29 protein-coding genes are annotated in these 26,483 nt (G+C 34.1%); 19 read left to right on the forward strand and 10 right to left on the reverse strand.

What is annotated here, in order from left to right; translation table 11 throughout:
• Nucleotides 1-228 precede the first annotated feature (228 nt).
• Nucleotides 229-1,245, forward strand: a complete 1,017-nt coding sequence (tsaD, locus tag BST92_RS00210; protein WP_105069645.1) for a tRNA (adenosine(37)-N6)-threonylcarbamoyltransferase complex transferase subunit TsaD — start codon at nt 229-231, stop codon at nt 1,243-1,245.
• Nucleotides 1,245-1,949 carry a 16S rRNA (uracil(1498)-N(3))-methyltransferase gene (locus BST92_RS00215; protein WP_105069646.1) on the forward strand — a complete coding sequence of 235 codons (705 nt, stop codon included), beginning with the start codon at nt 1,245-1,247 and terminating at the stop codon, nt 1,947-1,949. The genes tsaD and BST92_RS00215 overlap by 1 nt, the downstream gene beginning before the upstream one ends.
• Nucleotides 1,950-1,963: 14 nt before the next feature.
• On the opposite strand, the gene BST92_RS00220 is transcribed toward BST92_RS00215, so the two are convergent.
• Nucleotides 1,964-2,149: a hypothetical protein gene (locus BST92_RS00220; RefSeq protein ID WP_105069647.1), complete on the reverse strand. Its 186-nt coding sequence runs from the start codon at nt 2,147-2,149 to the stop codon at nt 1,964-1,966.
• Nucleotides 2,150-2,279: 130 nt separating this feature from the next.
• Here BST92_RS00220 and BST92_RS00225 point away from each other — a divergent pair, with 130 nt between their 5' ends.
• From BST92_RS00225 to purB, 7 genes are read left to right on the forward strand one after another with little or no spacing between them, the layout of a single operon-like run.
• The gene (locus tag BST92_RS00225; protein WP_105069648.1) at nt 2,280-2,918 is read left to right on the forward strand and encodes a DUF4159 domain-containing protein; all 639 of its coding nucleotides are present in this window, start codon (nt 2,280-2,282) and stop codon (nt 2,916-2,918) included.
• Nucleotides 2,919-2,921: 3 nt separating this feature from the next.
• Nucleotides 2,922-4,025 carry an AI-2E family transporter gene (locus BST92_RS00230; protein WP_105069649.1) on the forward strand — a complete coding sequence of 368 codons (1,104 nt, stop codon included), beginning with the start codon at nt 2,922-2,924 and terminating at the stop codon, nt 4,023-4,025.
• Nucleotides 4,026-5,189, forward strand: coding sequence for a THUMP-like domain-containing protein (locus BST92_RS00235; RefSeq protein WP_105069650.1), 1,164 nt, complete (start codon nt 4,026-4,028; stop codon nt 5,187-5,189).
• 9 nt (nt 5,190-5,198) lie between these two features.
• Nucleotides 5,199-5,882 carry an SIR2 family NAD-dependent protein deacylase gene (locus BST92_RS00240; protein WP_105069651.1) on the forward strand — a complete coding sequence of 228 codons (684 nt, stop codon included), beginning with the start codon at nt 5,199-5,201 and terminating at the stop codon, nt 5,880-5,882.
• A 4-nt stretch (nt 5,883-5,886) separates the two neighbouring features.
• Complete coding sequence (locus BST92_RS00245; protein WP_105069652.1) at nt 5,887-6,510, forward strand: hypothetical protein; 624 nt, start codon at nt 5,887-5,889, stop codon at nt 6,508-6,510.
• Between the two features lie 18 nt (nt 6,511-6,528).
• Nucleotides 6,529-7,089: an adenylosuccinate lyase gene (locus BST92_RS00250; protein WP_105069653.1), complete on the forward strand. Its 561-nt coding sequence runs from the start codon at nt 6,529-6,531 to the stop codon at nt 7,087-7,089.
• 56 nt (nt 7,090-7,145) lie between these two features.
• On the forward strand, nt 7,146-8,486 hold the full coding sequence (gene purB / locus BST92_RS00255; RefSeq protein WP_105069654.1) for an adenylosuccinate lyase: 1,341 nt from the start codon (nt 7,146-7,148) through the stop codon (nt 8,484-8,486).
• Nucleotides 8,487-8,497: 11 nt separating this feature from the next.
• Here the strand turns inward: purB and BST92_RS00260 are convergent, their stop codons facing one another.
• A complete protein-coding gene (locus tag BST92_RS00260) occupies nt 8,498-9,193 on the reverse strand; it encodes a hypothetical protein (protein ID WP_105069655.1) in 696 nt (231 codons plus the stop codon).
• A gap of 183 nt (nt 9,194-9,376) precedes the next feature.
• On the opposite strand from BST92_RS00260, the gene BST92_RS00265 reads away from it, so the two are divergent.
• Nucleotides 9,377-9,547 (forward strand): YqaE/Pmp3 family membrane protein, encoded by a 171-nt coding sequence (locus tag BST92_RS00265; RefSeq protein WP_105069656.1) that lies wholly within the window; start codon nt 9,377-9,379, stop codon nt 9,545-9,547.
• 318 nt (nt 9,548-9,865) lie between these two features.
• Entirely contained in the window at nt 9,866-10,021 is a 156-nt protein-coding gene (locus tag BST92_RS00270; RefSeq protein ID WP_105069657.1) for a YqaE/Pmp3 family membrane protein, read from the forward strand.
• A gap of 54 nt (nt 10,022-10,075) precedes the next feature.
• Here the strand turns inward: BST92_RS00270 and mazG are convergent, their stop codons facing one another.
• Nucleotides 10,076-10,849 carry a nucleoside triphosphate pyrophosphohydrolase gene (gene mazG, locus BST92_RS00275; protein WP_105069658.1) on the reverse strand — a complete coding sequence of 258 codons (774 nt, stop codon included), beginning with the start codon at nt 10,847-10,849 and terminating at the stop codon, nt 10,076-10,078.
• A 156-nt stretch (nt 10,850-11,005) separates the two neighbouring features.
• On the opposite strand from mazG, the gene BST92_RS00280 reads away from it, so the two are divergent.
• A complete protein-coding gene (locus BST92_RS00280; protein WP_105069659.1) occupies nt 11,006-11,755 on the forward strand; it encodes a thioredoxin family protein in 750 nt (249 codons plus the stop codon).
• On the opposite strand, the gene BST92_RS00285 is transcribed toward BST92_RS00280, so the two are convergent.
• Together BST92_RS00285 and BST92_RS00290 are read right to left on the reverse strand one after the other, a co-directional pair.
• Nucleotides 11,752-12,612, reverse strand: a complete 861-nt coding sequence (locus BST92_RS00285; RefSeq protein ID WP_105069660.1) for a hypothetical protein — start codon at nt 12,610-12,612, stop codon at nt 11,752-11,754. The two genes, BST92_RS00280 and BST92_RS00285, sit on opposite strands and share 4 nt — an antisense overlap.
• Nucleotides 12,613-12,623: 11 nt before the next feature.
• Nucleotides 12,624-14,087 carry a magnesium chelatase gene (locus tag BST92_RS00290; protein ID WP_105069661.1) on the reverse strand — a complete coding sequence of 488 codons (1,464 nt, stop codon included), beginning with the start codon at nt 14,085-14,087 and terminating at the stop codon, nt 12,624-12,626.
• A 141-nt stretch (nt 14,088-14,228) separates the two neighbouring features.
• Between BST92_RS00290 and BST92_RS00295 the strand changes: the two genes are divergently transcribed.
• Nucleotides 14,229-14,489 carry a hypothetical protein gene (locus tag BST92_RS00295; protein WP_146105068.1) on the forward strand — a complete coding sequence of 87 codons (261 nt, stop codon included), beginning with the start codon at nt 14,229-14,231 and terminating at the stop codon, nt 14,487-14,489.
• A gap of 38 nt (nt 14,490-14,527) precedes the next feature.
• Nucleotides 14,528-15,103, forward strand: a complete 576-nt coding sequence (locus BST92_RS00300) for a hypothetical protein (protein ID WP_146105069.1) — start codon at nt 14,528-14,530, stop codon at nt 15,101-15,103.
• Nucleotides 15,104-15,171: 68 nt separating this feature from the next.
• Here BST92_RS00300 and BST92_RS00305 read toward each other — a convergent pair whose 3' ends face one another.
• Nucleotides 15,172-16,317 (reverse strand): vWA domain-containing protein, encoded by a 1,146-nt coding sequence (locus BST92_RS00305; RefSeq protein WP_105069664.1) that lies wholly within the window; start codon nt 16,315-16,317, stop codon nt 15,172-15,174.
• Nucleotides 16,318-16,510: 193 nt separating this feature from the next.
• Here BST92_RS00305 and BST92_RS00310 point away from each other — a divergent pair, with 193 nt between their 5' ends.
• The gene (locus BST92_RS00310; protein WP_105069665.1) at nt 16,511-17,053 is read left to right on the forward strand and encodes an inorganic diphosphatase; all 543 of its coding nucleotides are present in this window, start codon (nt 16,511-16,513) and stop codon (nt 17,051-17,053) included.
• Between the two features lie 123 nt (nt 17,054-17,176).
• Here the strand turns inward: BST92_RS00310 and BST92_RS00315 are convergent, their stop codons facing one another.
• Nucleotides 17,177-17,698 (reverse strand): hypothetical protein, encoded by a 522-nt coding sequence (locus BST92_RS00315; RefSeq protein WP_105069666.1) that lies wholly within the window; start codon nt 17,696-17,698, stop codon nt 17,177-17,179.
• A 57-nt stretch (nt 17,699-17,755) separates the two neighbouring features.
• On the opposite strand from BST92_RS00315, the gene BST92_RS00320 reads away from it, so the two are divergent.
• Complete coding sequence (locus BST92_RS00320; protein ID WP_105069667.1) at nt 17,756-18,463, forward strand: DUF868 domain-containing protein; 708 nt, start codon at nt 17,756-17,758, stop codon at nt 18,461-18,463.
• On the opposite strand, the gene BST92_RS00325 is transcribed toward BST92_RS00320, so the two are convergent.
• The 3 genes from BST92_RS00325 to BST92_RS00335 form a co-directional block, all read right to left on the reverse strand.
• Complete coding sequence (locus BST92_RS00325) at nt 18,464-18,667, reverse strand: helix-turn-helix transcriptional regulator (protein WP_042289470.1); 204 nt, start codon at nt 18,665-18,667, stop codon at nt 18,464-18,466.
• Nucleotides 18,667-19,119: a hypothetical protein gene (locus BST92_RS00330; protein WP_105069668.1), complete on the reverse strand. Its 453-nt coding sequence runs from the start codon at nt 19,117-19,119 to the stop codon at nt 18,667-18,669. The genes BST92_RS00325 and BST92_RS00330 overlap by 1 nt, the downstream gene beginning before the upstream one ends.
• A gap of 82 nt (nt 19,120-19,201) precedes the next feature.
• Complete coding sequence (locus tag BST92_RS00335) at nt 19,202-19,684, reverse strand: DoxX family protein (protein ID WP_105069669.1); 483 nt, start codon at nt 19,682-19,684, stop codon at nt 19,202-19,204.
• Between the two features lie 250 nt (nt 19,685-19,934).
• Here BST92_RS00335 and uvrA point away from each other — a divergent pair, with 250 nt between their 5' ends.
• The 3 genes from uvrA to BST92_RS00350 all read left to right on the forward strand — a co-directional run bounded on the left by uvrA (nt 19,935) and on the right by BST92_RS00350 (nt 26,462).
• A complete protein-coding gene (uvrA, locus tag BST92_RS00340; RefSeq protein WP_105072153.1) occupies nt 19,935-22,769 on the forward strand; it encodes an excinuclease ABC subunit UvrA in 2,835 nt (944 codons plus the stop codon).
• A gap of 106 nt (nt 22,770-22,875) precedes the next feature.
• Nucleotides 22,876-23,565: an LOG family protein gene (locus tag BST92_RS00345; RefSeq protein ID WP_042270141.1), complete on the forward strand. Its 690-nt coding sequence runs from the start codon at nt 22,876-22,878 to the stop codon at nt 23,563-23,565.
• A 146-nt stretch (nt 23,566-23,711) separates the two neighbouring features.
• Nucleotides 23,712-26,462: a gluzincin family metallopeptidase gene (locus BST92_RS00350; protein WP_245910819.1), complete on the forward strand. Its 2,751-nt coding sequence runs from the start codon at nt 23,712-23,714 to the stop codon at nt 26,460-26,462.
• Nucleotides 26,463-26,483: the final 21 nt, after the last annotated feature.

The raw sequence follows: 26,483 nt of genomic DNA on the forward strand, positions 1-26,483 counted from the left end.
CATGTATTTTATCAATGGAAATTTCAGTATCATAATTATCATTAAGATATGACGTCGTCCATTGTGCGGCCTTAGTTTGTACTGCGGGAAAACTGAATGCAATTACCAGAATAATAAATAGTACTAGCAGTACTAGTAGTATCCTTAGTAATATTTTTAAAATCCTTTTAATAGTAGTAGATGATTTACTTTTGCAAATGTCACCAATTTTTATGCCTTAGTATCATAATGCCCACACAAAATACATACATTCTTGCAATTGAGTCCTCTTGTGATGACACTGCTTGCGCAATTCTAGAAAACGACAGTGTTTTATCTAATGTTGTTGCTAGTCAAAAAATACACGAACAATATGGTGGAGTCGTACCAGAACTTGCTTCAAGAGCGCATCAATCTAACATCATTCCGGTTGTAGATGAAGCACTTAAACAAGCAAAAATTGATAAATCACAATTAAGCGCCATTGCATTTACAAAAGGTCCTGGTTTAATGGGTAGTCTTTTAGTAGGTACTAGTTTTGCAAAATCACTAGCTCTATCTTTAAATATACCATTGTTAGATGTACATCACATGCATGGACACATACTTGCTCATTTTATAGATGATGGTCAAGAAAAACCTGACTATCCTTTCTTAGCACTTACCATAAGTGGTGGACATACTCAAATTGTGCAAGTAAATAGCTCTAGTGATTTGATCGTCCTAGGAACCACTCAAGATGATGCGGTAGGTGAAGCTTTTGATAAATCTGGTAAAATTTTAGGCTTAGGCTACCCAGCAGGACCACAAATTGATCGATTAGCGCAATTAGGTAATCCTAGAAAATTTGATTTCCCAGTACCTAAGGCACCTGGACTTAATTATAGCTTTAGCGGCTTTAAAACAGCTGTGTTGTATTTTCTTCAACGAGAAACAAAAAAAAATCAAGATTTTGTAAAGGAAAATCTAGAAGATATTTGTGCCAGTATTCAATATACCTTGATTAAAATTTTATTTAAAAAATTAGAAAAGGCAGTAGCTCAAACTGGCATTAAACAAGTCGCTATAGGCGGTGGTGTTAGTGCAAATTCTGGCATTAGAAAACATCTTAAATCCATGGAATCTAAAGGATGGAAAACTTTTATACCGCCATTTGAATATACTACAGATAATGCTGCCATGATAGGAATTGCAGGTTATTTCAAATTTTTAGAAAATGACTTTGCAGGATTAGACACTACTGCTTCACCTAGAATACATATGTAATGCAATTATTTTATAATTCTCAGATCAATAAACAATCGATATCCTTCACTTTGGATAGAGAAGAAAGTAAACATGTATTTAAAGTTTTACGTAAAAATATTGGTGACCGCATTAACCTTACTGATGGTAAGGGCAATCTTTATCATGGAACGATTAATCATATAACTAGTAATAGATGTGATTTAGATATCGCTTTCGCGGAAGCATACCCACCATTACCCTACCAGTTACACATCGCCATTGCTCCTACTAAAATGAATGATCGCATGGAGTGGTTTCTGGAGAAAGCGACTGAAATGGGTATTACAAGAATAACACCTATACTGTGCAAACATAGTGAGCGTCAAAAAATAAATCTAGAGCGGTTTGATCGCATTATCATCAGTGCCATGAAACAATCTTTACAGTTTCATAAACCAGTGCTAGATGAACTGACCAGTTTTGAAGATTTTTTAAGTTTGGATCTTAATAATTCAAAACTTATCGCTCATTGCGAGGATGGTGACAAAAACCACCTTAAGAATCTGATAAGTAAAGGTACCTCGACGACAGTTCTTATAGGTCCAGAAGGTGATTTTACACCACAAGAAATAGACCAGGCATTAAAAAATAATTTTAAGCCGGTGAGTTTAGGTACAACCAGATTGCGCACAGAAACAGCAGGTGTTTACACAGCTGCAACATTGAATATTATAAACAATTAAGGCCTAGGTTAGACCTATTGTTCATCTTCAATAAGTAAAACATCATCGTTATCAAGTTGTTGTTGATTCTCAACTTGACGTATGTTTTCTTTTTGATCTTTCTTTGAATAATCCTCGATGCTTTGAAAAGCAACAGTTCCTAATGCGAGTAACATAGAACATGTGGGAATAATGATTCTTAGTGAAGCGTTAATTTGCATGATAATTGATTTAAGGGGATTTAAATATATATAATAAAACGTTACCTCTTAACCTTAATTTCACTTTTATCTAACAATTATTTGTTAATAATGTATCTATGCTTATCAAGATTGTTAGATATTTGAATCTATGAAGAATTTAATACTACTCCTTTTTTGCTCTACATACCTTGCTACTGCACAAGATGTCGCCGTATTAAAGTATGATGGTGGCGGTGATTGGTACTCAAACCCGACGGCACTGCCTAATTTAGTATCCTATTGTAATGAAGAGATAGGCACTACCCTTTCTACAGATGTTGCAACAGTTGAAGCAAATAGCATTGATATTTTTCAATATCCTTTTATACACATGACAGGACATGGAAATGTTGTTTTTAGTGAAGATGATTTATCTAACCTTAAAAACTATTTACTAAGCGGTGGTTTTTTACATATCGATGATAATTATGGGATGAAACCCTATCTAGAAAAAGAATTACTTAAATTATTTCCTAATAAAAAGTTGATTGAATTACCAGCAAACCACGAGATTTTTAACAACCATGCTCAATTCCCTCTAGGACTACCTAAAATCCATGAGCATGACGGTGAGCGTCCACAAGCTTTGGGAATTTTTCATGAAGGAAGACTCGTCTTATTATTTACCTTTGAAGCAGATCTAGGTGATGGCTGGGAAAGTCCAGAGGTTCACAACGATCCACCAGCCGTGCGCAAAAAAGCGCTGGACATGGGAGCTAATATTATAAAATACGTTTTCACTAACTAATCTATGTCTACACCTTTACTCAATTCTAAGTCCATTGCATATGGTATTTTAAGAGCACTACTTATTATAGGTGGTGTCTTTGTTCTATTATGGTTTATATGGAAAATACAATCTGTACTATTGTATATAGGAATTGCTGCGGTCATTTCTTTAATAGGTCGCCCTATAGTAGTCTTTTTGCGAGATCGTTTAAAATTTCACAATACACTAGCAGTAATTATAACTATATTTTTTATACTCACCATACTAGCAGGAGTTACCTATATGATAATACCTATCATGCTAGAACAAGGAGAAAATTTAAGTCGCATAGATATTGAAGAAGTAAAGGGTAATCTTGAAGTACTCAATGTTGAAATAAGTGAATACTTCGGTATCAAACGAGTGAATATATTTGAGCGTATTCAAGGATTAGAATATGTGCAAAATTTTGATGTAGAATTAATACCACAATTCGTTAATGGAATTTTTGGCACCTTAGGTAACATCATGATTGGGTTGTTTTCAGTTGTTTTTATAGCTTTCTTCTTGCTTAAAGATAGTCGACTACTAGTTGAAGGAGTGCTAGTGTTTTCAAAAAAAGGAACCGAAGGACAATTCTTAAGAGCATTTAATAAAATTAAAAAACTACTTTCTAGATATTTTATAGGATTGGTATTTCAAGTATTTGTACTATTTGTTCTTTACAGTATCATCTTACTTATTGTAGGAGTAGAAAATGCTTTAATTATCGCTTTCTTTTGTGCACTGTTAAATTTAATACCTTATTTAGGTCCTGCAATAGGATCTATTTTAATGATGGGATTTGTAATCAGTGATAATCTAGGAGCAGATTTTACACAAACTATTTTACCTAAACTTATAATCGTTGCTATAGGATACTCTATCGTTCAATTAATTGATAACTTTATAAACCAGCCGCTTATATTTGGTAAAAGTGTTAAGTCACATCCTTTAGAGATTTTTATAATCATATTAATTGCTGGGTTATTATTTGGTATCATAGGTTTAGTTCTCGCTATTCCTACTTATACCGCTTTAAAAGTGATTTCTAAAGAGTTCTTGAGCGAGTATAAAATTGTTCAAAAATTGACACGTAATCTATAGATGAATTTTAAGTTGTTACAGCCTGCGGTGCGCGATTATTTAATAGAGCATCTCCATTTTAATGCTGCCACATTTTTATTAAAATCGCATCCGTTTGAAAATATAAGCACGCAAGAGCTTACACAACAACTTATAGGACTTCAAAAAGCGCGTTTAAAGTTTGAACCGCTTTTTATTAATCCTAACATTATTTTTCCACCTAAAATTAATCTTGAGCAAACTAGCTCTTGGTCTACCGCTACTTATAAGGCAAACCTTTATAATGGTGAGAACATGATTGATCTCACTGGCGGCTTTGGTATTGATATATCCGCTTTCGCGAAAGCATATACCAACACCACACATATAGAACTTAATAAAGACTTACAAAAACTTGCTGCACAGTTATTTACTGCACAAGAATTGACCACCAAAAGTTATACTGGTGATGGGTTACAATATCTTACTGAAAATGCATCTATATATGATTTAATCTATATAGATCCTAGTCGCAAAACCGATACAAAAAGCAAAGCGATACAGTTAGAAGATTATGAGCCTAATGTTATTGAAAATCTAGACCTACTACTTTCTAAAGGAAAGAAAGTGATGATTAAAACATCACCCATGCTAGATATAACAGCTGGATTAAAGCAACTTAAAAACGTTTGTGAAATACATATCGTCGCTGTAAAGAATGATGTAAAAGAACTTTTATGGATTCTAGATAAAAACGCAAATGAGGTCATTATCCATTGCGTGAACTTAGAAAGCCAACAACCTGATCTAGTATTAAATCATGGCGATACCGCTAGTATTGAACTCAGTGAACCACTGGATTATCTTTATGAACCTAATGCCGCGGTAATGAAATCACAAGCCTTTAGTCACCTATGTGAAAAATATGGTATTTCAAAAATTGATCAAGACGCACATCTTTTTACTGGTAAAAAAAGCATCGATTTCCCTGGCAGAACCTTTATCATAGAAGAGGTAAAAGCATATAAACCAAAAGATATAAAGCGTTCTTATGGTAAAAGTCATCGAGCTGTTGTGACTAGAAACTTTCGCGAAAGCGTGCATCAACTACGCACAAAATACCAACTCAAAGAACACGAGACTGATTATCTTTTCTTTACCAGTTCCATGGGAAAACCTATTGTAATACAAGCAAAGAAATTATAACTTGTATGCATGAAAAACTTAGTTGTATTAACAGGCGCTGGAGTAAGTGCAGAAAGTGGTATTTCCACCTTTAGAGATGCCGGTGGATTATGGGAAGGACATGATGTAATGGAAGTCGCATCGCCACAAGGATTTGCCGCAAATCCTGAGCTTGTTTTAAATTTTTATAACCTGCGTAGAGCACAATTGAAAGAGGTCGAACCCAATCTTGCACACCATTGTATTGCCGGAATGGAACGTAATTTTAATGTGCACGTGATTACACAAAACGTAGATGATTTGCATGAGCGTGCAGGATCTAGTAACATACTTCACTTGCATGGAGAGTTACGCAAAGTGCGCAGTAGCAAGAATTACCATGACCAGCTACACTGGGAAGATGATTTACATTTAGGCGATCTTTGCGATGCTGGATCACAGTTGCGGCCACATATTGTTTGGTTTGGTGAGGAAGTTCCTGCGATGGAACAAGCAATACAAATTACCGCAAAAGCAGACGTGTTACTCATTGTCGGTACATCATTACAAGTATATCCAGCTGCTGGATTAAAAGATTATGTTCCTGACCACTGCCCTATTTATTTTGTAGATCCACATCCTTCTTTAGAAAGTAATGGTAGACTTAAAGTATTTGCTGAAAATGCGAGTACTGGTGTTCAAAAAGTGGCTGATTTGTTGAATATGGAGTTGTAACAATATGAAATACATTCTCCTTTTATTATCTATCATTTTATTTACAGCTTGTAACAAGTTGAAAAAAGAAACTTTAATAATTGAAGAAACTATCGACTCTACAATCCAAAAAAAAGAACCTATTATAGAAGAAGAAAAAGTTCCTGAAATAATTTTTCAGGACACCACTTCTCATATAAAGAGTTATCAAATTAAATTAGAGAATTCTAAGTATAATTTTATTGTGAAAAACTTAGATGACATAGAATTCTCAAGAATAAATCTATTAGGAACTGATGAGCGTTTTCATTATATACAAAAAGAACTCAAAAATGAAATCCTTGAAATTTGTAATCATGTACAACAAATAAATAGTTTTAAATTTAAAGGACAAGTAGAAATAAGTCGTAACACCTTTCCAAGAGGAACCTTAACCGAATATATTTTTCCTAACGAAATACTTGCGTCGCAGGCTTTTCAAAATCTACAAGACTTTAAAAGGAGAAACCGTAGCTATTGGGAAATGAAAGTTGATGTAAAATGTCCTTCTACAATGATTTTACGAGACAATCGTCTTTACCATGTCATAACTGGCGGCTGGTTTATGATGGGTAAAGAAGAAGAGATTGCGACGATTTTATTTGACTAATTAATGTATAATAGATAAATGACATCATCACTACTCAAAACAGAACTTCAAAACCTCAAAGCCTATAAAGTCGAGCGTGTGAGATTAGGTATCGCTGCAGTAGAAAGTAATTTACTATCAGAACTAATCGACTTATGTAAACCTGAAAGTGGTGTTTCTCATCAAGCCTGCTGGTCGCTAGAACAATCATTCTTACTTCACGAAGAATCGTGTTATCCTTACTTCAAAGAAATAGGAGCATTATATGAGATGTCCATCAACTCCTCAGGAATGCGAGCCCTTTGTAAAGTTTCAAGCATCCTTTCTAAAAAGTACTATAGTAAAAAAGAAAGCATTGTTAAATCTCTATTAACTCAAACCATACGTGAACAAATGGTAGAAGGCTGTTTTCAGGTATTAATCACTACAGACAAGACCGCAAATATGGCCTATGCTGTGTATTCTCTATTTGAATTCGGGAAAGAATTTGAATGGATTTATCCAGAACTTAAACCTATTTTACAACAAAAACTAGATGAGAACTACGGCAATGGTTTTAAGTCTAGCGCCAGGCACATCATTGCAAAATTAGATTCCTAATTAGAGATAAATCAGCTTTTAAAATTGTAATTTAGCACGCTTTAAAGATAGAACTTATGCCTACTGCTTTACAAGCTATTTCTCCTATAGACGGACGTTACCGTTCAAAAGTCGACACACTTGCTCCTTTCTTTTCAGAATCTGCTTTGATACGTTATCGTGTCCTGGTAGAGATTGAATATTTTATCGCTTTAAGCGAAAGCGGAATCAAACAACTCCAACCATTTCCTGAAGATACTCAAGAGCAGTTAAGAAACTTGTACCGCAACTTTACAGATGAAGATGCCCAAGCCATTAAAGACATCGAGAAAGTCACCAACCATGATGTAAAAGCTGTAGAGTATTTTATCAAAGAACAGTTTGATCAACTAGGTTTACAAGCTCATAAAGAATTCATCCATTTTGGATTGACTTCTCAAGATATTAATAATACAGCCATACCACTTTCTATAAAAGATGCTGTAGAAGAAATCTATCGCCCAGAAATAGAAGCGTTAAAAGAAACCTTAGAGAAACTATCCGCAGATTGGGCAAATATCCCTATGCTAGCTCGCACACATGGTCAGCCAGCTTCTCCTACTCGATTAGGAAAGGAGTTCTATGTATTTGCAGTACGACTAGATGAGCAATTAAACATGCTTGATCAAGTACAACATGCAGCAAAATTTGGCGGTGCGACAGGAAACTACAATGCACATCATGTTGCTTTTCCAGAAGTAGATTGGAGAAAATTTGGTGAAGATTTTGTAGAAAGTAGATTAGGTTTAACGCACAGTTTTCCAACTACTCAAATAGAGCACTATGACCATATGGCTTCTCTATTTGATACCCTTAAACGTATCAACACCATCTTAATAGATCTAGACAGAGATATATGGACTTATATATCCATGGACTACTTCAAGCAAAAAATTAAGAAAGGTGAAGTCGGTTCTAGCGCTATGCCTCATAAAGTAAACCCTATCGACTTTGAAAATAGTGAAGGAAACCTAGGTCTCGCAAATGCTATTTTTGAGCATCTTGCTGCAAAGTTACCTATCTCTAGATTGCAACGTGACCTAACAGATTCAACTGTATTACGTAATGTAGGTGTACCTTTTGCACATACCATTATTGCCATTAAGGCTACAATGAAAGGTTTAGGGAAATTACTTCTTAATGAAGCTAAGATTGCTCAAGATTTAGAAAACAATTGGGCCGTTGTTGCTGAAGCTATACAAACTATATTGAGACGCGAGGCATATCCAAATCCTTATGAAGCCTTAAAAGAATTAACACGTACTAATGAAAAAATTACAGGCGATAGTATCGCTAGATTTATTGATGGATTAGACGTGAGCGATGCTATTAAAACCGAAATGAAAGCTATAACACCAGCTACGTTTACTGGTATATAATCTTAACATTCTCAATCTATAATAAGCACTTCTATATGAGGTGCTTTTTTATTTATAAAACTTTTAAGTTGCTCTAATTGATCATCCGTCCAGTTGTATTGATAAAGTCTATCGACCTTACCTTGTATTGATTTCATACTTATCATTTCTTTACTCAATCGTATTTCTTGAAAATCAGTTTTAGACTCATAATAAATGACTGAATTCATAACAAATTTTAAATGAGATCCTTGAAAATATATTTGTATTGATGGTATAGGTGGTGTAAAAGCATTAACCACTATTACTATAAATGGTAAAAGGTAATAAAGACCTTCAAAAGGGTTAAAATCTTCACTTATCCAGGCTTGATTTGCATTATAAACGAAAAAACCAATGATACATGTTGAAACTGCAATCCAGAAAATATTTTTCAATTTATCATACCAACTCAAAGACACATTATTTATGGGGATAAACGCATCGATATCACGAGGTTCTTCATAGTTCAATTTTTGATAAATCATGAATGAGGATTGAATACCTACCCAAATCAATACAATATTAAAAAAATCTATGGATTCCCAATCCCAATAAATGAGAACTATTAAACCAATCAACATAATAACACTACTTAAAAACAGGTAGCCAGACGATTGCTGTTTCTCTTTCAATAAGAAATAACGTTTTTCAGCAAACAAGTCTAATTGCTTCAATTGATTTAGCATAATTAATAATTTGCTTCAAAATTATAAGACATAAATTAGGAATTCAAAGTATAGAAAAATAAAATCCTACGTAAAATCGCACTATTTAACGATATTATCATACCGTATAACTTAACAAAAGTTATTTATGTCAATTTTAACATGAATGAAGATACGTTCAGTCTACTTTTGTAGGAAAAAGCAATGAGTACTTTAACCATCATTTTAAACGTTTTAGCGCCACCTGTCAGTGTTTTCATGAAAAGAGGCGTTCATAACGATTTTGCGATTAGTCTATTATTGACTTTATTCTTTTTTATTCCTGGTATTTTACATGCATTTTACATAACTACTCAAAAAAATAGAGTGTTATAAATTATCTGCAATTCATTTTATTTTTTTCTACTAGGTTCATCTTTTTTTGATATCAAGACGGCATTACGATAATTTATAATCTCTTATCAGTTATTATAAATTTTCAGCTAGTTATACCTTCCTATTTAATTTCTTAAGTGTCTTTTCTAATAAATCAACTATTAAAAAACATAGATACATATTTGAACTAGATCACAACATTAACAGTATTAACGATATTAACTAATCTAACAGGTTAAATATTTATCAATTCCATATATTTTAAGAGAATAATGGTTAAAAACCTCATACATTTGATTAAATCAAAAAACATTAACCATGAGTATTTTAACAATCATATTAAACATATTTATTCCACCAGTAGGTGTTGCGATGAATAAAGGGATAGGTAAAGACTTTTTAATCAATTTAATTTTAACCTTAATATTCTTTGTTCCAGGAGTGATACACGCCTTTTATGTAACTGCAAAATAATTTGTTTTTCATACATATTTAAAAAGCCAGCTTGTTTAAAGCTGGCTTTTTTTGTTATAGACTTTTAGCTTCATTCCAGTACACATCCATCTCTGCCAGTGTCATATCACTCAGTTCCTTTCCTATTGCTTTAGCTTTAGATTCTAGATATTGGAATCGCTTGATAAATTTTTTATTAGTCCTTTCTAGGGCATCTTCAGGATTTACTCCTAAGTGTTTCCCATAATTCACAAGTGAAAATAGTACATCTCCAAATTCTGCTTCAATCTTATCATGATCTCCTTTATCAACCTCTACCTGCAATTCTGCCAGCTCTTCTTCTAGCTTTTCCTTTACTTGTTCAGGTTTTTCCCAGTCAAAACCTACTCCGGCAACTTTGTCCTGGATACGAGAGCTCTTAACCAATGCTGGTAAGGATTTGGGCACACCTTCTAGAACACTCTTTTTACCTTCTTTAAGTTTTAAAGCTTCCCAATTTTTCTTTACCTCTTGTTCATCTGCCACCTCAACATCTGCATAGATGTGTGGATGTCTAGAAATCAATTTATCACAAATACCATTTGCAACGGTGCCTATGTCCCATTCATCAGTCTCTGATCCTATTTTTGAGTAAAAAACAATATGCAATAGTAAATCACCTAATTCTTTAGGAATCTCTGCTCTATCATTATCTAAAATTGCATCACCTAACTCATAGGTTTCTTCAATAGTTAAATGACGTAATGATTGTAGAGTTTGCTTGCGATCCCATGGACAACCTTCACGCAATTCGTCCATTATAGTTAATAATCTATCGAGTGCTGCTAGTTGTTCTTTTCTATTATTCATACTATGTAAGACTATGATACGTAATTTTTTCTATTATTCAATTGTGAGTTCAAGGGATTATATTTGTGACGCTTCCGCGAAAGCGTGATCAATAACATTTAACTGCCACAATAAAGATGGCATAAAATTAGTTCCTATTATATCAAACATCCAGATATGCGACAGATACTTTTAAGCTTTTTTGCACTTGTTATAACCATTCCCGCTTTTGCCCAAAATTGGGTCACTGATGAAAGTATGGAAGAAACGGTCATGCAAGAAGACGACCAACTTAAGGTATTATACTTTACCGCATCCTGGTGTGGTCCATGTCGTTATATGAAACCTATTATGCAAAATATCGACGAGGATGAAACCGTGGATACCACGGTATACTTTATGGATACTGACAGCAATGTTGCAGACGATATTTTAAAGGTCAACTCTATTCCTGCCTACTTTTTTATTAAAAATGGTCATGTTTTAGGTCGAACTGGTAGCGCTGTAAAGCGTGAAGACATGGTTGCTATGATTGAAAGACATGATGCTATGACTATTAAAGGTAATTTACTGGCTTACCGAGGCAAACCTTCAAAATATGAATTAATTGCAGGAGCAAATCCAAAATTAACGGTAGAAAATCTAGAAACCATATGGTATGATGCGCACCAACTCAATGCGCTATCTTGGAAAATTTATCAAAAACTTACTGATCCACAAGATATAGCCTGCGCTCTAATTTTAATACAGCGCTCTATAGAGCTTGAAGAGTTTACCTCTAATCTAGAGACCTATGCGCACTTACTCGCTAAAAATGGTGAAAATAGAAAAGCTCTTAAAATGGCTAAAAAAGCAAAAAGAAAAGCCGAAAAGAATAATGAGTTTACTGGAATTATTGAGGAGTTGATTACAAAATTAGAAGCTTAAGTTTCAAAAAGCAGGTTTTCTAGTTCAATAAAACATTCTATATATCGTTCTTCATCTTCATTATCCAGTCCATCAATAATACATTGATATAATAGTTTACTTTGTCGATTAGGTGAAATGGATTGCATATTTTGAAGCTCTTTCTTATAAGTATCATTATCAACATACTCAGACAATCTCAATCTAGAAGCTGCATATTTTTGAACATTCTTATGTTTATCATCGATGGAGTCCAATAATTGATATGCGTTTTTGAAGTAACCTTGATTCATGTACGACTCTGCTTCTAAATAGATATTATTCGCCTCCATTAGGCCATTTAAAAAAATCATAGAATTAGATCCATATCTACTGGCAAATTGATTTACGTTTTGACCTAGACTTAATCCATCATAAACGCTATATATGTTTGCTATTTCAAATTCCTTTTGACTATTAGGAGAAATATAGAAAACTAAATAATTATAGAAAGATTCTTCATTCTCCAGAACGTAAGTAAGCCTTATGACATCATCTTTTTTATGAATGTGTAACAAATTTAATTTGGAAGCATTTACAGCAAGATGTTCAAATAAATTATTATTAAATGTTTCAAACATCTGGTGAATAATGTTCAATACAATTTGAGGTGGTTTTTCACCTGGTCGCAATTCAGGTATTCTTACCCTTTTTGAGAATTCAATAGCATCAAAATAGTTCGATAAAATAGCTGCCTTATCATTGTTATAAGCATCTTGAATAATATTAGCTAGTTCTTCTGCCTTTAGTCGCTCTTTTTCTGTCATTTCTTGAAGTTGCGCTTCATCAGCACAACTCCACAGAAATAACGTTATGATGAATAATAGTAATCTTTTCAAAAGTTATTATTTTAAATCCCTTTGATAAAACTACTATATAAATCATTAAATTGATATCCTTCAGTAAATCGTTTTTTACTCAATTTATCAAACTCTACTAAAGACCATAAAATAAATTCTTTCAAGAAATAACGATCTTCCATAGGGAATTCTGGCTGGTATTTTTCCACTAGGTCTGTTAATGGCGTTACCTGATCTAATAATGCTTTATAATCTGCATCATTGAGTTCATCAAGTAATTCTAAGCCATCATTATTAAAGAACCATTCTAGTAGCTTGTCATAAGGCGTTTCTTCATCCGGTTTTTGAAGTTTCTTAATTTCAGGAAAATATTCTGGGAACAACTTCTTTGTCGCATCTCCTATCAATTCATTTGCAACAAAGGCAGCACCTTCTTGCTCGCCTTCATAGACCAACTCTATTTTACCGGTAATAGAAGGAATGACACCTGTGAAGTCTGAGAAGCGTAATGTGGTCGTCTCGTCTCCATTCATTAAAGCACGACGCTCTGCAGTACTCAATAAGTTTTCATAAGCAGTGATGCTCATACGTGCACTTACACCACTCTTTTCATCTACATATTCACTATCACGTGCACAAAAACTAATTTGTTCTAACAAGTCTTTTGCTAGTTCTGGAACAATTACGGTGTTTTCAGTACGTTCATCCTTACGAGCTTCTTGTTGTGTAATCGTTTTGGCGATTTCTATAGTTTCTGGATAGTGCGTTAAAATTTGTGAACCTATACGATCTTTAAGTGGAGTCACTATACTTCCACGATTGGTATAATCCTCAGGATTTGCCGTGAATAGAAATTGCATATCGAGTTCTAATCGCAACTTAAAACCACGTATTTGAATATCGCCTTCTTGCAGAATATTGAATAATGCTACCTGAATACGTGCTTGTAAATCTGGTAATTCATTGATGACAAAAATACAGCGGTTAGCACGCGGAATCATTCCGTAGTGAATCACTCGATCATCTGCATAACTTAGTTTTAAGTTGGCCGCTTTGATCGGGTCTATATCTCCTATTAAATCTGCTACGGTAACGTCTGGTGTGGCGAGTTTTTCATAGAAACGATCATCTCTATGCAACCACGAGATGGGTGTTTTGTCACCATGTTTTTCTATCAACTCAATGGCAGTCCTGGATAATGGTGCTAGCGGATCATCATGAATCTCACTATCTGTCACATAAGGAATATACTCGTCCAGTAAACCAGTCATCAATCGTGCGAGTCGAGTTTTTGCCTGACCACGCAATCCTAACAAGTTGATATTATGCCTGGAGAGAATAGCTCTTTCCAGTTCTGGAATCACTGTGTTTTCATACCCATGAATTCCCGTAAAAGAATCTACTCCAGTTTTAATATTTGCAATTAAATTATCTCTTAGCTCGTCCTTAATAGACTTGGATTTCCATCCTGCTTTAATAAGTTGGCCTAAGGTGTTTGTTTGTTTTATGTTCATATTTCAAAGTTACATATATGTAAAATACAAGATGAGTAGATAGCAGGATTTTTGTGAGTTAAAATATCACAATTTTTGTTAATTTATTTGTTTATGTTTATGATTATATTAAAATTTAAACGAACCTTAAATCTAATACTTATGAAAAATCTTTTATTTTTACTTGGAATAATCCTTCTATCCTCAGCCACAGCTGTTCAATTTGAAGGTTGTGAATGTGGAGATCACGAAACTGGAATTACGACTTATAATGTTGGAGAAGGTGAAGGCTGTTGCTCTGGCGAGGCTGGAGTTGTTGGTTTTATTACTTCTTATGAGTATTCAGAAGGAGTTTGGCGAGTAAGTGGGCAATCTAAAATCACTGGCTCCGCAGCACAATCTGCTTGCTGTCCAGATGCTTAAAATTAACATTAAATCTTAAAATCTTAAAATCTTAAATTATGAAAAAAATTATATTTGTAGTTATATGCGCGTCCTTGGTCCTATCATGTCAAAATGATAATTTTAAAGATCAAAATCAAGGGTCTAATGAAATATCAAATTTAGAAAAATCAAAAAATCTTAAAGGTCAAGTACCAAGAGAACATGAAATCTGGGATCATTTACTTTATCCTGAAAACACTGATTTAGATAAATTAACAGAATTATATACGTCTAGAATTAGCTTTGAAAAAACAGACTACTCTGATAATCTCAAGCAAATGACAATTCATGCCATTTACGAAAATGGATTAATTGAATCAAAGGATAAAAAATTAAATGATTATTTTATCAAAGAGCAACTTAAATTAACAAGTAATTTCCTTTCCATACCTCAGTTTTATCAATCTTTAAAATTAGTAGAGGATAATTACACTGAGGAGGAATTAACCAAGTTTGCGCTTACTTTTGATAAAATTAACTCAAATGCAATTGAAAAAACAAATTGGAGAGATACTAAAAGAAAGGAAGAGCTAACTAAATCTTTAATTCTACAAAGACTTACTTATTACAGACATGGATTCTGGAAAAAATGATATTCAAATGACTAGTCCTAAATAATCGATACATATTATTTAGGACTAGTAAAACTGCCTTTTATAAATCACTTCAACCGTTTCTTCCTATTAGCCTCATAATCTGTAAAAATCATTTCACCTAGACCTTGCAGTCCGGTAAAAAAGGCTTTTCCTTGATTAGCTTCGGTGAATTCGTCTACAAATCGTTGTAGATATGGATCGTTGGCTATCATAAATGTGGTTATAGGAATATGTAATCTACGTGCTTGTGCCGCCATGGTATAACATTTCTCAACGATGTACTCATCGAGTCCATTACTGTTTTTATAATATCGACCATCTTTTAATCGCAAGCAACTAGGTTTCCCATCTGTGATCATAAAGATTTGCTTATTGGTATTACGCTTGCGACGCAGTATATCCATGGCAAGTTGTAAACCAGCGACCGTATTAGTATGATAAGGTCCTACTTTGAGGTAAGGCAAATCGGCAATTTTTATAGGCCAGGCATCGTTACCGAAAACGATAATATCTAAAGTGTCTTTAGGATAACGAGTCGTTATTAACTCTGCCAGTGCCATCGCTACTTTTTTAGCAGGTGTTATACGATCTTCTCCATACAAAATCATGGAGTGTGAGATGTCAATCATCAACACGGTAGACATTTGCGCTTTAAACTGCGTGTCTTCTACTACCAGATCATCTTCAGTCAGGTTAAAGTTTCCCATACCATGATTGATATGCGCATTGCGCAAACTCTCTGTCATAGAAATTCGGTCCAATCCATCACCAAAACGATAAGCTCTATAATCTCCACTGTGTTCATCACCTTGGCCAAGTTTACCTGTTTTATGGTTCCCGCTATTTCCTTTACGCATGTTGCCAAAGATTTGTTCTAGGGCATGCTTACGTAATAGCTGTTCTGTCTTTGCAGTAATCGTAAAACCAGCTGGGTTTTCATCATCACCACTTCCATCACCGCCTGCATTGGGATCTATTTCTTGCTTTATAAAACCGCGTTCTAGTAAATCATTGATAAAATCTTCAATCGTATAGTCTGGTGTGGTAAGTTGATATTCTTTATCAAGTTCACGAAGCCAATCGATGGCCTCATCAAAATCACCTGAAGTGTGTGTAATGAGTTCTTTAAAAATCCCAAATAGTTTATCAAATGGATCAACATCTTTAGGGTTAAAAAGTTCAAATTTATAACCTGCTCTTTCTTGCATCATAGGTTAAAGATAGTCGTGAAAAATGGCATTTCCTTCCTTAAGGATTCAATTTAACATGGGTTTAAAGTTTAGAAAAGGGTAAAAAAATCTGTTTTAGGTGTAAACTGACCACTTTTACCGATAAGTTAATCAGAAAATGCTTTCGCGAAAGCGTAAACCATACTACTTTTGCTGCCTTGAAAAACAGAGAACTATGAGACAACATCCATGGCATGATGTAAGTTATGGCGAAGATGCGCCAGAAAAAGTAATGGGAATTATTGAAATCCCTAAGAATACAAGAGCAAAATATGAATTAGATAAAGATTCTGGTATGTTGATACTGGATAGAGTTATCTATTCTTCTATGTATTATCCAACCAACTATGGTTTCATCCCACAAACCTATTGTGATGATGAAGATCCACTAGATATTCTAGTACTTTCTCAAATAGAGATTGTACCTATGTGTCTGGTAGAGGCTAAAGTAATAGGTGTCATGCAAATGTTAGATGGTGGCGAGATGGACGATAAAATTATCGCTGTTGCTGCAAACGATATGTCTGTTGCTCACTTTAATGATGTACGTGAATTACCAGAATTCTGGAAAAAAGAAATGCGTAATTTCTTCCAAGATTATAAAAAATTAGAAAATAAAACTGTAGAGGTTGAAGAGTTTCAAGGTCGTGATAAGGCGATGGAAATCGTTAAACAATCTATTGAAGATTATAAAAAGAAGTTTCCTAACAATCAATAGGCCTTCTACTTACCTACTTTAAGTAGTGATGTAAAAAAAATCCAGCTCTTAGAGCTGGATTTTTTTTGAAAATATTTTACCGCAGTATTCATCAGCTCAAAGTTGAAGATGCTATTCCATAAACTATTTACCACTACCTTTAAACTGCTGTTCTTTACTAGCAAATAATACGTTAAAAGTCGTTAAGCTACCATATATCCTTGTAATGTACTGTTGTAAATCAACTTTAGCCTGATCATCTAGATCTGAGCTATTGATCTTTTGTTCCATAACACGTAGTCTATCTCGCAGCATGACAATTTTATGCCAGAAAGTGTTAATAGGTATTTCTTTTACAGACAGGTTAGAATCTGCTGGTTTGAGCACCATAGTACCATTCTTATACTTATCTGCAAGAGGAACGATTTGCGTCACGTCAGAGAATCGTTCTAATATCTCTCTTAAGCTTTTCTCTACGTCATAAAAACTTACCGTATCCACGTCATCCTCACAGGCCTCAATAACCTCAAATTCTTCATCAAGATCTAATGTTTCTAATCCATCTTTTTGAAAAGTAACCCAATAATGTTTTGCAGTAACATTAGTTACTACACCAAAACCATATGATGCATGATTAATTCTTGAGCCTATTCCTAGTATTTTCATTTGTTATATTGTTATGTCGATTATCTTTGACCCGAAATTGCACAAAAACATTCAGCTTTGAAAAAAATCGGGAAAATTTTATTGAAAATCGTTCTAGGGATACTTGGGTTACTTTTAGTCGTTTTTATCGTTTTGAAATTAGTTTTTAATGAAGATGTGCCGCAAGGACAAAAAGGTACTGTTGCAGATGAGTTGGGATATGCTATACTTGAGTCTATAAACCATAAAGAATTTACAGAGGTAAAAGAAATTCATTGGACTTTCAGAGGTGTAAATAAGTATGTATGGAAAGTACAACAAAATGCAGTTGATGTTTACTGGGATGATTATAAAGTTGCATATGCCACTCCATATCCACAAATAAGTTTTGCGTGGAAAGGTGATCAAAAATTAAGCGGTAAAGAGCTTGAAGATGCCATTGCGTATGCTGCAACGAACTTTAATAATGATAGCTTTTGGGTGGTAGCGCCACATAAAATATTTGATATAGGGACAGAACGCGAGCTCATTGAAGAAGATGGTAAAAGAAAACTACTCGTCCGTTATAAATCTGGTGGAACAACTCCTGGAGACGTTTATTTATGGGAAGTTGATGAAAACAACATCCCTATTGCTTTTAAAATGTGGGTGAGTATTATTCCTTTAGATGGTATCGAGGCAAAATGGAACGACTGGAAAATGACTGATGGTGGATTTCCTTTACCAACTACACGTAGTCTATATGGTATAGAAATACCTGTTACTGATGTAAAAGTGATAAGGTAATCACTCATCACTTTCTTCAAGAATAAAAATATCTTCAACGGGTACTTTAAAAAGTCTTGACATTTTAAGAGCAAGTACGGTTGATGGAACATATCTGTTTTTTTCAATAGAACTTATGGTTTGTCTAGACACACCTATGGCTTGAGCTAATTCTGTTTGATTCATATGATGAATCGCACGTTGTACGTGAACCGTATTCTTCATTACAACTGCTTTTTAAAAATCTGAAAATACATAAGATAATAAAACAGATATGACGAAATGATAAAGAAAAAACTCTGATCATATTCCCAATCCTGTGGCAATTCATCTTTGATACTGTTAACGGTAACGACTACTATCCTCATCATCAATAGCGTAAATGTACCTAGTACAAATGCAAAAGCAAACGCTCGATACCTTAAACCTTTAATACGTTCATCTTCATTTTTATCTTTGGCTAGCGTTATTATAAAAAGACCAACTAATATAAAATGCATACATAACTCCTTAAAAAATAGCGCATGATCAACTGCCTGTAAGGCTATTATTGTCATGGCGATTATAGAAAGGATACACACTCCTATACCTATCCATAAAAAAGAAGCTGGTAATAACGGAAATGCACCGCCTTTTTTTTCTAACTCGCAAAATCTTTTTAAAATAGAACCCTTCATAATGTAAAGTTATTTTATTATTATGACAAATATACTTTACATTATGGAAAGAATACCATATTTCTCAAATTTTATTTTTTAATTATTCAATGGCCTCATATTCTATATAATCTTGTGATTCTATTAAATCTGACTCATTATATACCTGCCACAATTGATAATAGTCTACAGATAATCTATTGTAATATAGATTACTGATTAAAATAACTTTAGCGACAATCAAGTAAGTATGCCACAAAGCTCCATGATAATCATCGTTAAAGTGTAGAAACACCGTTACTAGTATCCCTAAAGCAATGGACCAACGTAAACAAACAGACGTATATAGACCAGTTAAAATAAGTACACCTATAAATAGTTCAACAAATGGTAAGAATGGAGTAATCATTGACAACAAATTTTGAAAATTTAATGTACTAGAATAGTTGATACTATCCATATAATAACTATCAAAATCAAATAGGTTGGAACCAGCATGATAGATTAAATAAGCACCTAATAGAACTCTTAAAAATAAATAAGCAATAGAATATTGATCGTTTTTTGTTTGGTATAAATGTTTCATATAACCTTATTGAGAATTTAACATATAGTATAGACGATTTTTTAATTCTCACGGTTTTAAAAATTCATTTATTAGATATATTTCAAATTTTTCTGTTCAACTCACTAATATATTTATCTAAGAGACGTTCAACAACAGGTTTATCGGATTAAAATCTCTTAAAGATTGCAAACAATGACACAGAACTTTAAGTAGACTTTAAACTCTAATTTGAAGCGCTTTAAGTAACTTCGCAAGATTGCAAAAAACTATGGCGAGACCTCAAGAATTTATTGAAGTAAAAGGTGCAAGAGCACATAATCTTAAGAATATCGATATTGACATACCACGTGAGCAGTTAGTTGTGATCACTGGTCTATCTGGTTCAGGAAAATCATCGCTAGCGTTTGATACTATATATGCTGAAGGTCAGCGCCGTTATATAGAAACATTCAGTGCTTATGCACGCCAGTTTTTAGGTGGATTAGAACGTCCAGATGTAGATAAAATAGATGGCCTTTCTCCAGTAATCGCTATCGAACAAAAAACAACTAGTAAAAGTCCACGCAGTACGGTAGGTACTATTACAGAGATTTATGACTTTTTAAGACTGCTTTTTGCAAGAGCCAGTGATGCTTATTCTTACAACACAGGTAAGAAGATGGTAAGCTATAGCGACGAGCAAATAAGGGACCTTATTATTGATGAATATAAAGGAGACCGCATCAACATTCTTGCGCCAGTCGTTAACTCAAGAAAAGGACATTATCGCGAGCTGTTTGAATCTATTGCAAAACAAGGTTTTGTAAAAGTACGTGTAGATGGTGTCATTCTAGACATTCAAAAAGGAATGAAACTAGACCGCTATAAAACACACGATATTGAAATAGTTATAGATCGTATTGTACCTGGCGATAGTGAAGAAGATATTAAAAGATTAGATGCTTCCATAAATACAGCAATGTATCACGGGAACGATATTCTTATGCTGGTTAAAGCTGGCGATAAAGAAGGACGTTATTTCTCTAGAACATTAATGTGTCCAGAAACAGGCATCTCTTATCCAGAACCTGAGCCAAACAACTTTTCATTCAACTCTCCTAAAGGTGCCTGCCCAAAATGTAATGGTATTGGGAAATTATATCAGGTAAACCCTAATAAAATATTGCCCGACCATAGCATATCTATTGCTAAAGGTGGACTCGCGCCCTATCCTACTATGAAAAAGGATTGGATTTTTAAGCAGCTAGATTTAATTGCTCAAAAGTTCAATTTTAAACTTACTGATCCTGTAAATCAATTGCCAGAAGAGGCTATCCAGATGATTCTCTACGGTGGTAATGAGTCTTTAGAAGTAAATTCTAAAGACCTAGGTGTAAAGCGCAAGTATAAAATAGATTTTGAAGGTATAGCAAACTTCATTGATCAAACCTATAGTAATAACGACAGCACATCTTTACAGCGCTGGGCAAAAGAGTTTATGGATCACATAGACTGTCCATCTTGTGAAGGAGCACGACTGCGCAAAGAATCGCTTTACTTTAAAGTTAATGAAATGAACATCGCGCAGTTAGCAAATATGGACATTGCAGAGCTGGTAGAATGGTTTGATGGTTTGGGAACCACGCTTTCGCGAAAGCAAGAACAAATAGCCACAGAGCTCTTAAAAGAAATACGTGTTAGATTACAGTTTCTGCTAGATGTTGGACTAGACTATTTATCTTTAAATCGTAGTGCAAAATCACTTTCTGGTGGTGAGGCACAACGTATAAGACTTGCCACTCAAATAGGTTCTCAACTAGTAGGTGTTTTATATATACTAGATGAACCTAGTATAGGACTACATCAACGAGATAATGAGAAATTGATTAATTCTCTAGAGTCTTTAAGAGACACCGGTAACAGCGTGGTGGTGGTAGAACATGATAAAGATATGATTGAGCGTGCAGACTATGTCATAGACATAGGACCACGCGCAGGAAAATATGGTGGCGAGATCATCTCAAAAGGAACACCTGCCGAAATCTTGAAACACGATACACTTACCGCTCAATATATGAATGGTAAACTAGAAATTGAAGTCCCTAAAGCAAGACGCAAAGGTAACGGTGAGAAAATATCGCTTAAAGGTTGTACCGGTAATAACCTTAAGAATGTATCGATAGATTTACCACTAGGAAAAATGATTGTAGTAACTGGTGTATCAGGTAGCGGTAAATCCACATTAATTAATGAGACGCTCTACCCTATTATGAATGCTCATTTTTTTAATGGAGTAAAAATACCTAAACCTTATAAAAGCATTAAAAATCTTGATGCAGTAGATAAAGTAATTGACATTAACCAAAGTCCTATAGGGAGAACACCACGTTCTAATCCTGCCACCTATACTAAAACCTTTGATGAAATAAGAAGCCTATTTGCAAAAACTCCAGAAGCATTAATACGAGGTTATAAGCCAGGTCGTTTCAGCTTTAACGTGGTAGGCGGACGTTGCGAAACCTGTAAAGGTGGTGGACTACGTGTGATAGAGATGAATTTTTTACCTGATGTTTATGTCACTTGTGAGACCTGTCAGGGAAAAAGATTTAATAGAGAAACACTTGAGATACGATATAAAGGAAAATCAATAAGTGATGTTCTTAATATGACTATTAATGAAGCAACAGATTTCTTTGAACCTATTCCTAAAATATATCGCAAGCTTAAGACCATTAAAGATGTCGGACTAGGTTATATTACTTTAGGACAACAGTCTACTACTCTATCTGGTGGAGAAGCGCAACGTATTAAACTTGCTAGTGAATTATCAAAAAGAGATACCGGTAATACTTTTTATATACTAGATGAACCTACTACAGGATTGCATTTTGAAGATATTAGAGTATTATTGCTGGTTCTTAATAAATTAGTCGATAAAGGAAATACCGTTCTAATTATTGAGCACAACATGGATGTAATTAAAATTGCAGATCATATTATAGATGTAGGTCCAGAAGGTGGACGTGGTGGTGGAGAAATTCTCGCTACCGGAACACCAGAAAAGGTCGCAAAACATAAAACAAGTCACACTGCACGATTCTTGAAGAAAGAATTAGGCATGTGATGCACTTTCAATAAAACAATTTTTGCTATTAATCATTAATAGCAATAAAATAAAAAACAACGTTAAGGTGGTAAAGCGCCAGTTTAATTAAGAAATTAAAAATATTATGAGAAAAGAAGCTAGAGAAAAAGGATGGAATGAAAAGAAGACTAACGACAGTTGGGCTACTTTTAAAATATTATCTGAATTTGTAATGGGATTTGAGCGCATGAGTCGTATCGGTCCATGTGTATCTATTTTTGGTAGTGCGAGATTAAAACCAGATAATAAATACTATCAACTAGCCACAGAAATTGCTGGTAAAATTGTAGATAATGGCTATGGTGTTATCACCGGTGGTGGACCTGGTATTATGGAAGCAGGTAATAAAGGTGCGCATCTTAATGGTGGTACATCTGTAGGTTTAAATATAGCATTGCCTTTTGAACAGCATGATAACCCATATATCGATCACGATAAGAGTCTAGATTTTGACTACTTTTTTGCAAGAAAAGTAATGTTTGTAAAATATTCTCAAGGTTTTGTAGTAATGCCAGGAGGATTCGGTACGTTAGATGAGTTGTTTGAAGCAATAACCTTAATTCAAACTAATAAGATTGGTAAGTTTCCTATCATTTTAGTAGGAACTGAATTCTGGAGTGGATTACTAGATTGGATTAAAGGTACACTAGATAAGAAGTTCTTTACTATTAGTCCTGAAGACATCGACTTACTACATGTTGTGGACACATCTGATGAGGCAGTTGCCATTATCAATGAATTCTACCAGAAGTATGATTTAAGTCCTAACTTCTAAAACTTAAAACTAATCTCGTATTTTATTCGTTAATATTCTGTACACTGCTAACCTACCAAAGCAAATACCATAACGATTTGAGAAAACTTACGTTTATTTTGCTTTTGATGTTGTCTTGTATTTCACAAGCACAGCACTCACACCATATGATCGCTACCTTAGAATCAGAGTCTGATGTTTTACATATCAAAGACTCTATGATTGTAAAAAACGACAGCGATGTGAGTTGGGATAAAATAGTGATGCTGGATTGGGCACACGCTTTTAGTTCAAAAGATACTCCACTAGCCAATCGATTTGCTGAGGACTTTAAAAATAAATTTCAATTTGCCCCAGAAGATGATCGTGGTAAAACGGTCTTTAAATCTTCCACAGCAAATTTAGATTTTACAATAAAAAGACTACCTCATCAAGTAGACATCATCGAGCTACATCTTACAGAACCTTTATTACCAGGAGCCTCAAAAACGATAGCTTGGGAATATGATATTGTGATACCAGAAGATGACTTTACAGGCTATGGTAAAAGTAGTACAGGCAATTATGCTTTGCGTTATTGGTATATCACGCCAGCAGTATTTGATCAAGGTGAATGGCAATATTTCTCGCATAAAGGAATTAACGACTACTATCCAGCTTTAGCAAATTACTCAATATCCATACACCTGCCTACTTCTCATCAAGTAGTGACTAATGCACCTATTATAACTTCTGGATTAACAGATTACAAAAACAGCTACTTATTAAAAGGCAACTACCTATCCCATGTAGAGCTTTATCTTGAACAAAATCTTCAACGTTATAAAAACTTTGGTGTTCCTGATTTAAATGTTACCACAGATATTGAAGACGGCGATGTACCACCAGAGCTAAAAGCCCTATTTATAGATCGTATTTCTGGATTTTTAAATGAAAATTTAGGAGCATATGCATATTCTAACATGCTTATAACAGATCGATATTATAGAGAAGATCCTGTTTATGGTTTGAGTTCCTTACCTGATTTTATCAATCCATTTCCAGCAGGTTTTACCTATGAAATAAAAATGATCAAAGCCATGACTAGAAGATGGCTAGAAAGCGGTGCCAGATTACATCCCAGAAATGAAAACTGGTTGCAAGACGGTATGATGGTTTATCTATTGCATAAATATAACGAGACCTATTATCCAGATCTCAAAATAGCTGGTAAGCTTAGTGATATTTGGGGAATTAGAGGATTTAATATCACACAATTAGATTTTAATGACCAATACGCATTTCTATATTTAAATAGTGCGAGATTAAATCTAGATCAAAGTATAACTACACCATCTGATTCTTTAGTAAAATATAATCAACAATTAGGCATCATTAATAAGGCTGCTATAGGCTTAAGATATTTACAAGATTATTCTGGCAACAACTCTGTAGACCAGACGATTAAAGAGTTTTATCAAAATAATAAGTTGAAATTATCTCACGTCAGTGATTTTAAAACTATTCTAGAAAGTAAAAATTCTAAAAGCATCGACTGGTTTTTTGAAGATTATATTGCTAAGTATACTCGTATGGACTGGAAAATCAAACGTGTAAAAAATGTAGGCGATTCAGTAAAAGTATATCTTAAAAATAAATCAGATAGAGACCTTCCTATAGCTCTCTACAGTCTCGATAAAGATAGTATCATTGAAAAATTATGGATTGATCATGTTGTAGAAGATACTGTAATTACGCTTTCGCGAAAGCGTGCTAACAGAATTTCTCTCAATTATGAAAAACTCATCCCAGAGTTTACCATGCATGATAACTATAAAACTTTAAAAGGATTTGCTCAAAATAGACCTATTGAATTCAGACTCTTTAAAGACATTGAAGATCCAGAAAGAGCACAAGTATTTTTAATGCCTGACTTAGGGTTTAACGTATATGATGGCGTTACTGTAGGAGCACGATTTTCAAATGGGACATTATTACCTAAACCATTTAGATATACAATAAAACCTATTTATGGTCTGAACTCTAACAAAGTAATTGGATCTATCGGTTTATCTTATACACATAATTTAGAAAAACATGATGAGAGCATTTATTTTGTGCGCTATGGCGTGTCTGCAAATCGTTTTTCTTATGCAGATGATTTACTGTACCGTCGTGCGAGTGCCTGGCTTAATTTAGGTTTCAGACCAAAAGATTTGCGTAGCAATAAAAGATCATTTCTTACCTTCAGGAACGTATTAGTAGATAGAGATAGAGATCCTGCAAATCCAGTAAATGAGCCCGATTATAATGTTTTCTCCATCAACTATAATAATCAAGATCGTAACTTCAAGAGGTATTTTAGCTATAACGCAGGCGTTGAAGTCTCTAGCAGATTTAGTAAGGCGACTTTTAGAACACAGTGGAGAAAACTGTTTAAAGACAATAGACAATTAAACATCAGATTTTTTACCGGTGCATTTTTACATAACGAGACTCAAAATGATGGGAACTTTTTCTCATTTGCACTAGATAGACCTACAGATTATCTCTTTGATTATAATTATTATGGTCGCTCAGATGAAAGTGGTTTCTTCTCACAACAACTTATCATTGCCGAAGGTGGTTTTAAATCACAACTAGAAACACCATACGCAAACCAATTTATAAGCACGGTTAATACATCATACAGTATCTGGAAATATGTATTTGCATATGCAGATGTAGGTGTTGTCAAAAACAGAAATACACCACTTGCTGGCGTTTATGATTCTGGATTAAGGTTAAATTTATTACAAGATTATTTTGAAGTCTACTTACCTATTTATAGTAGTAATGGCTGGGAAGTAGGTCAAGGCGATTATGACCAGCGAGTAAGATTTATACTTACACTCGATTTGAATACTCTTACTGGTTTGTTTACTCGCAGATGGTATTAGAAAGACTATTGCATCTACACC

It is taken from the genome of Nonlabens arenilitoris, from assembly GCF_002954765.1.
Taxonomy (GTDB): domain Bacteria; phylum Bacteroidota; class Bacteroidia; order Flavobacteriales; family Flavobacteriaceae; genus Nonlabens; species Nonlabens arenilitoris.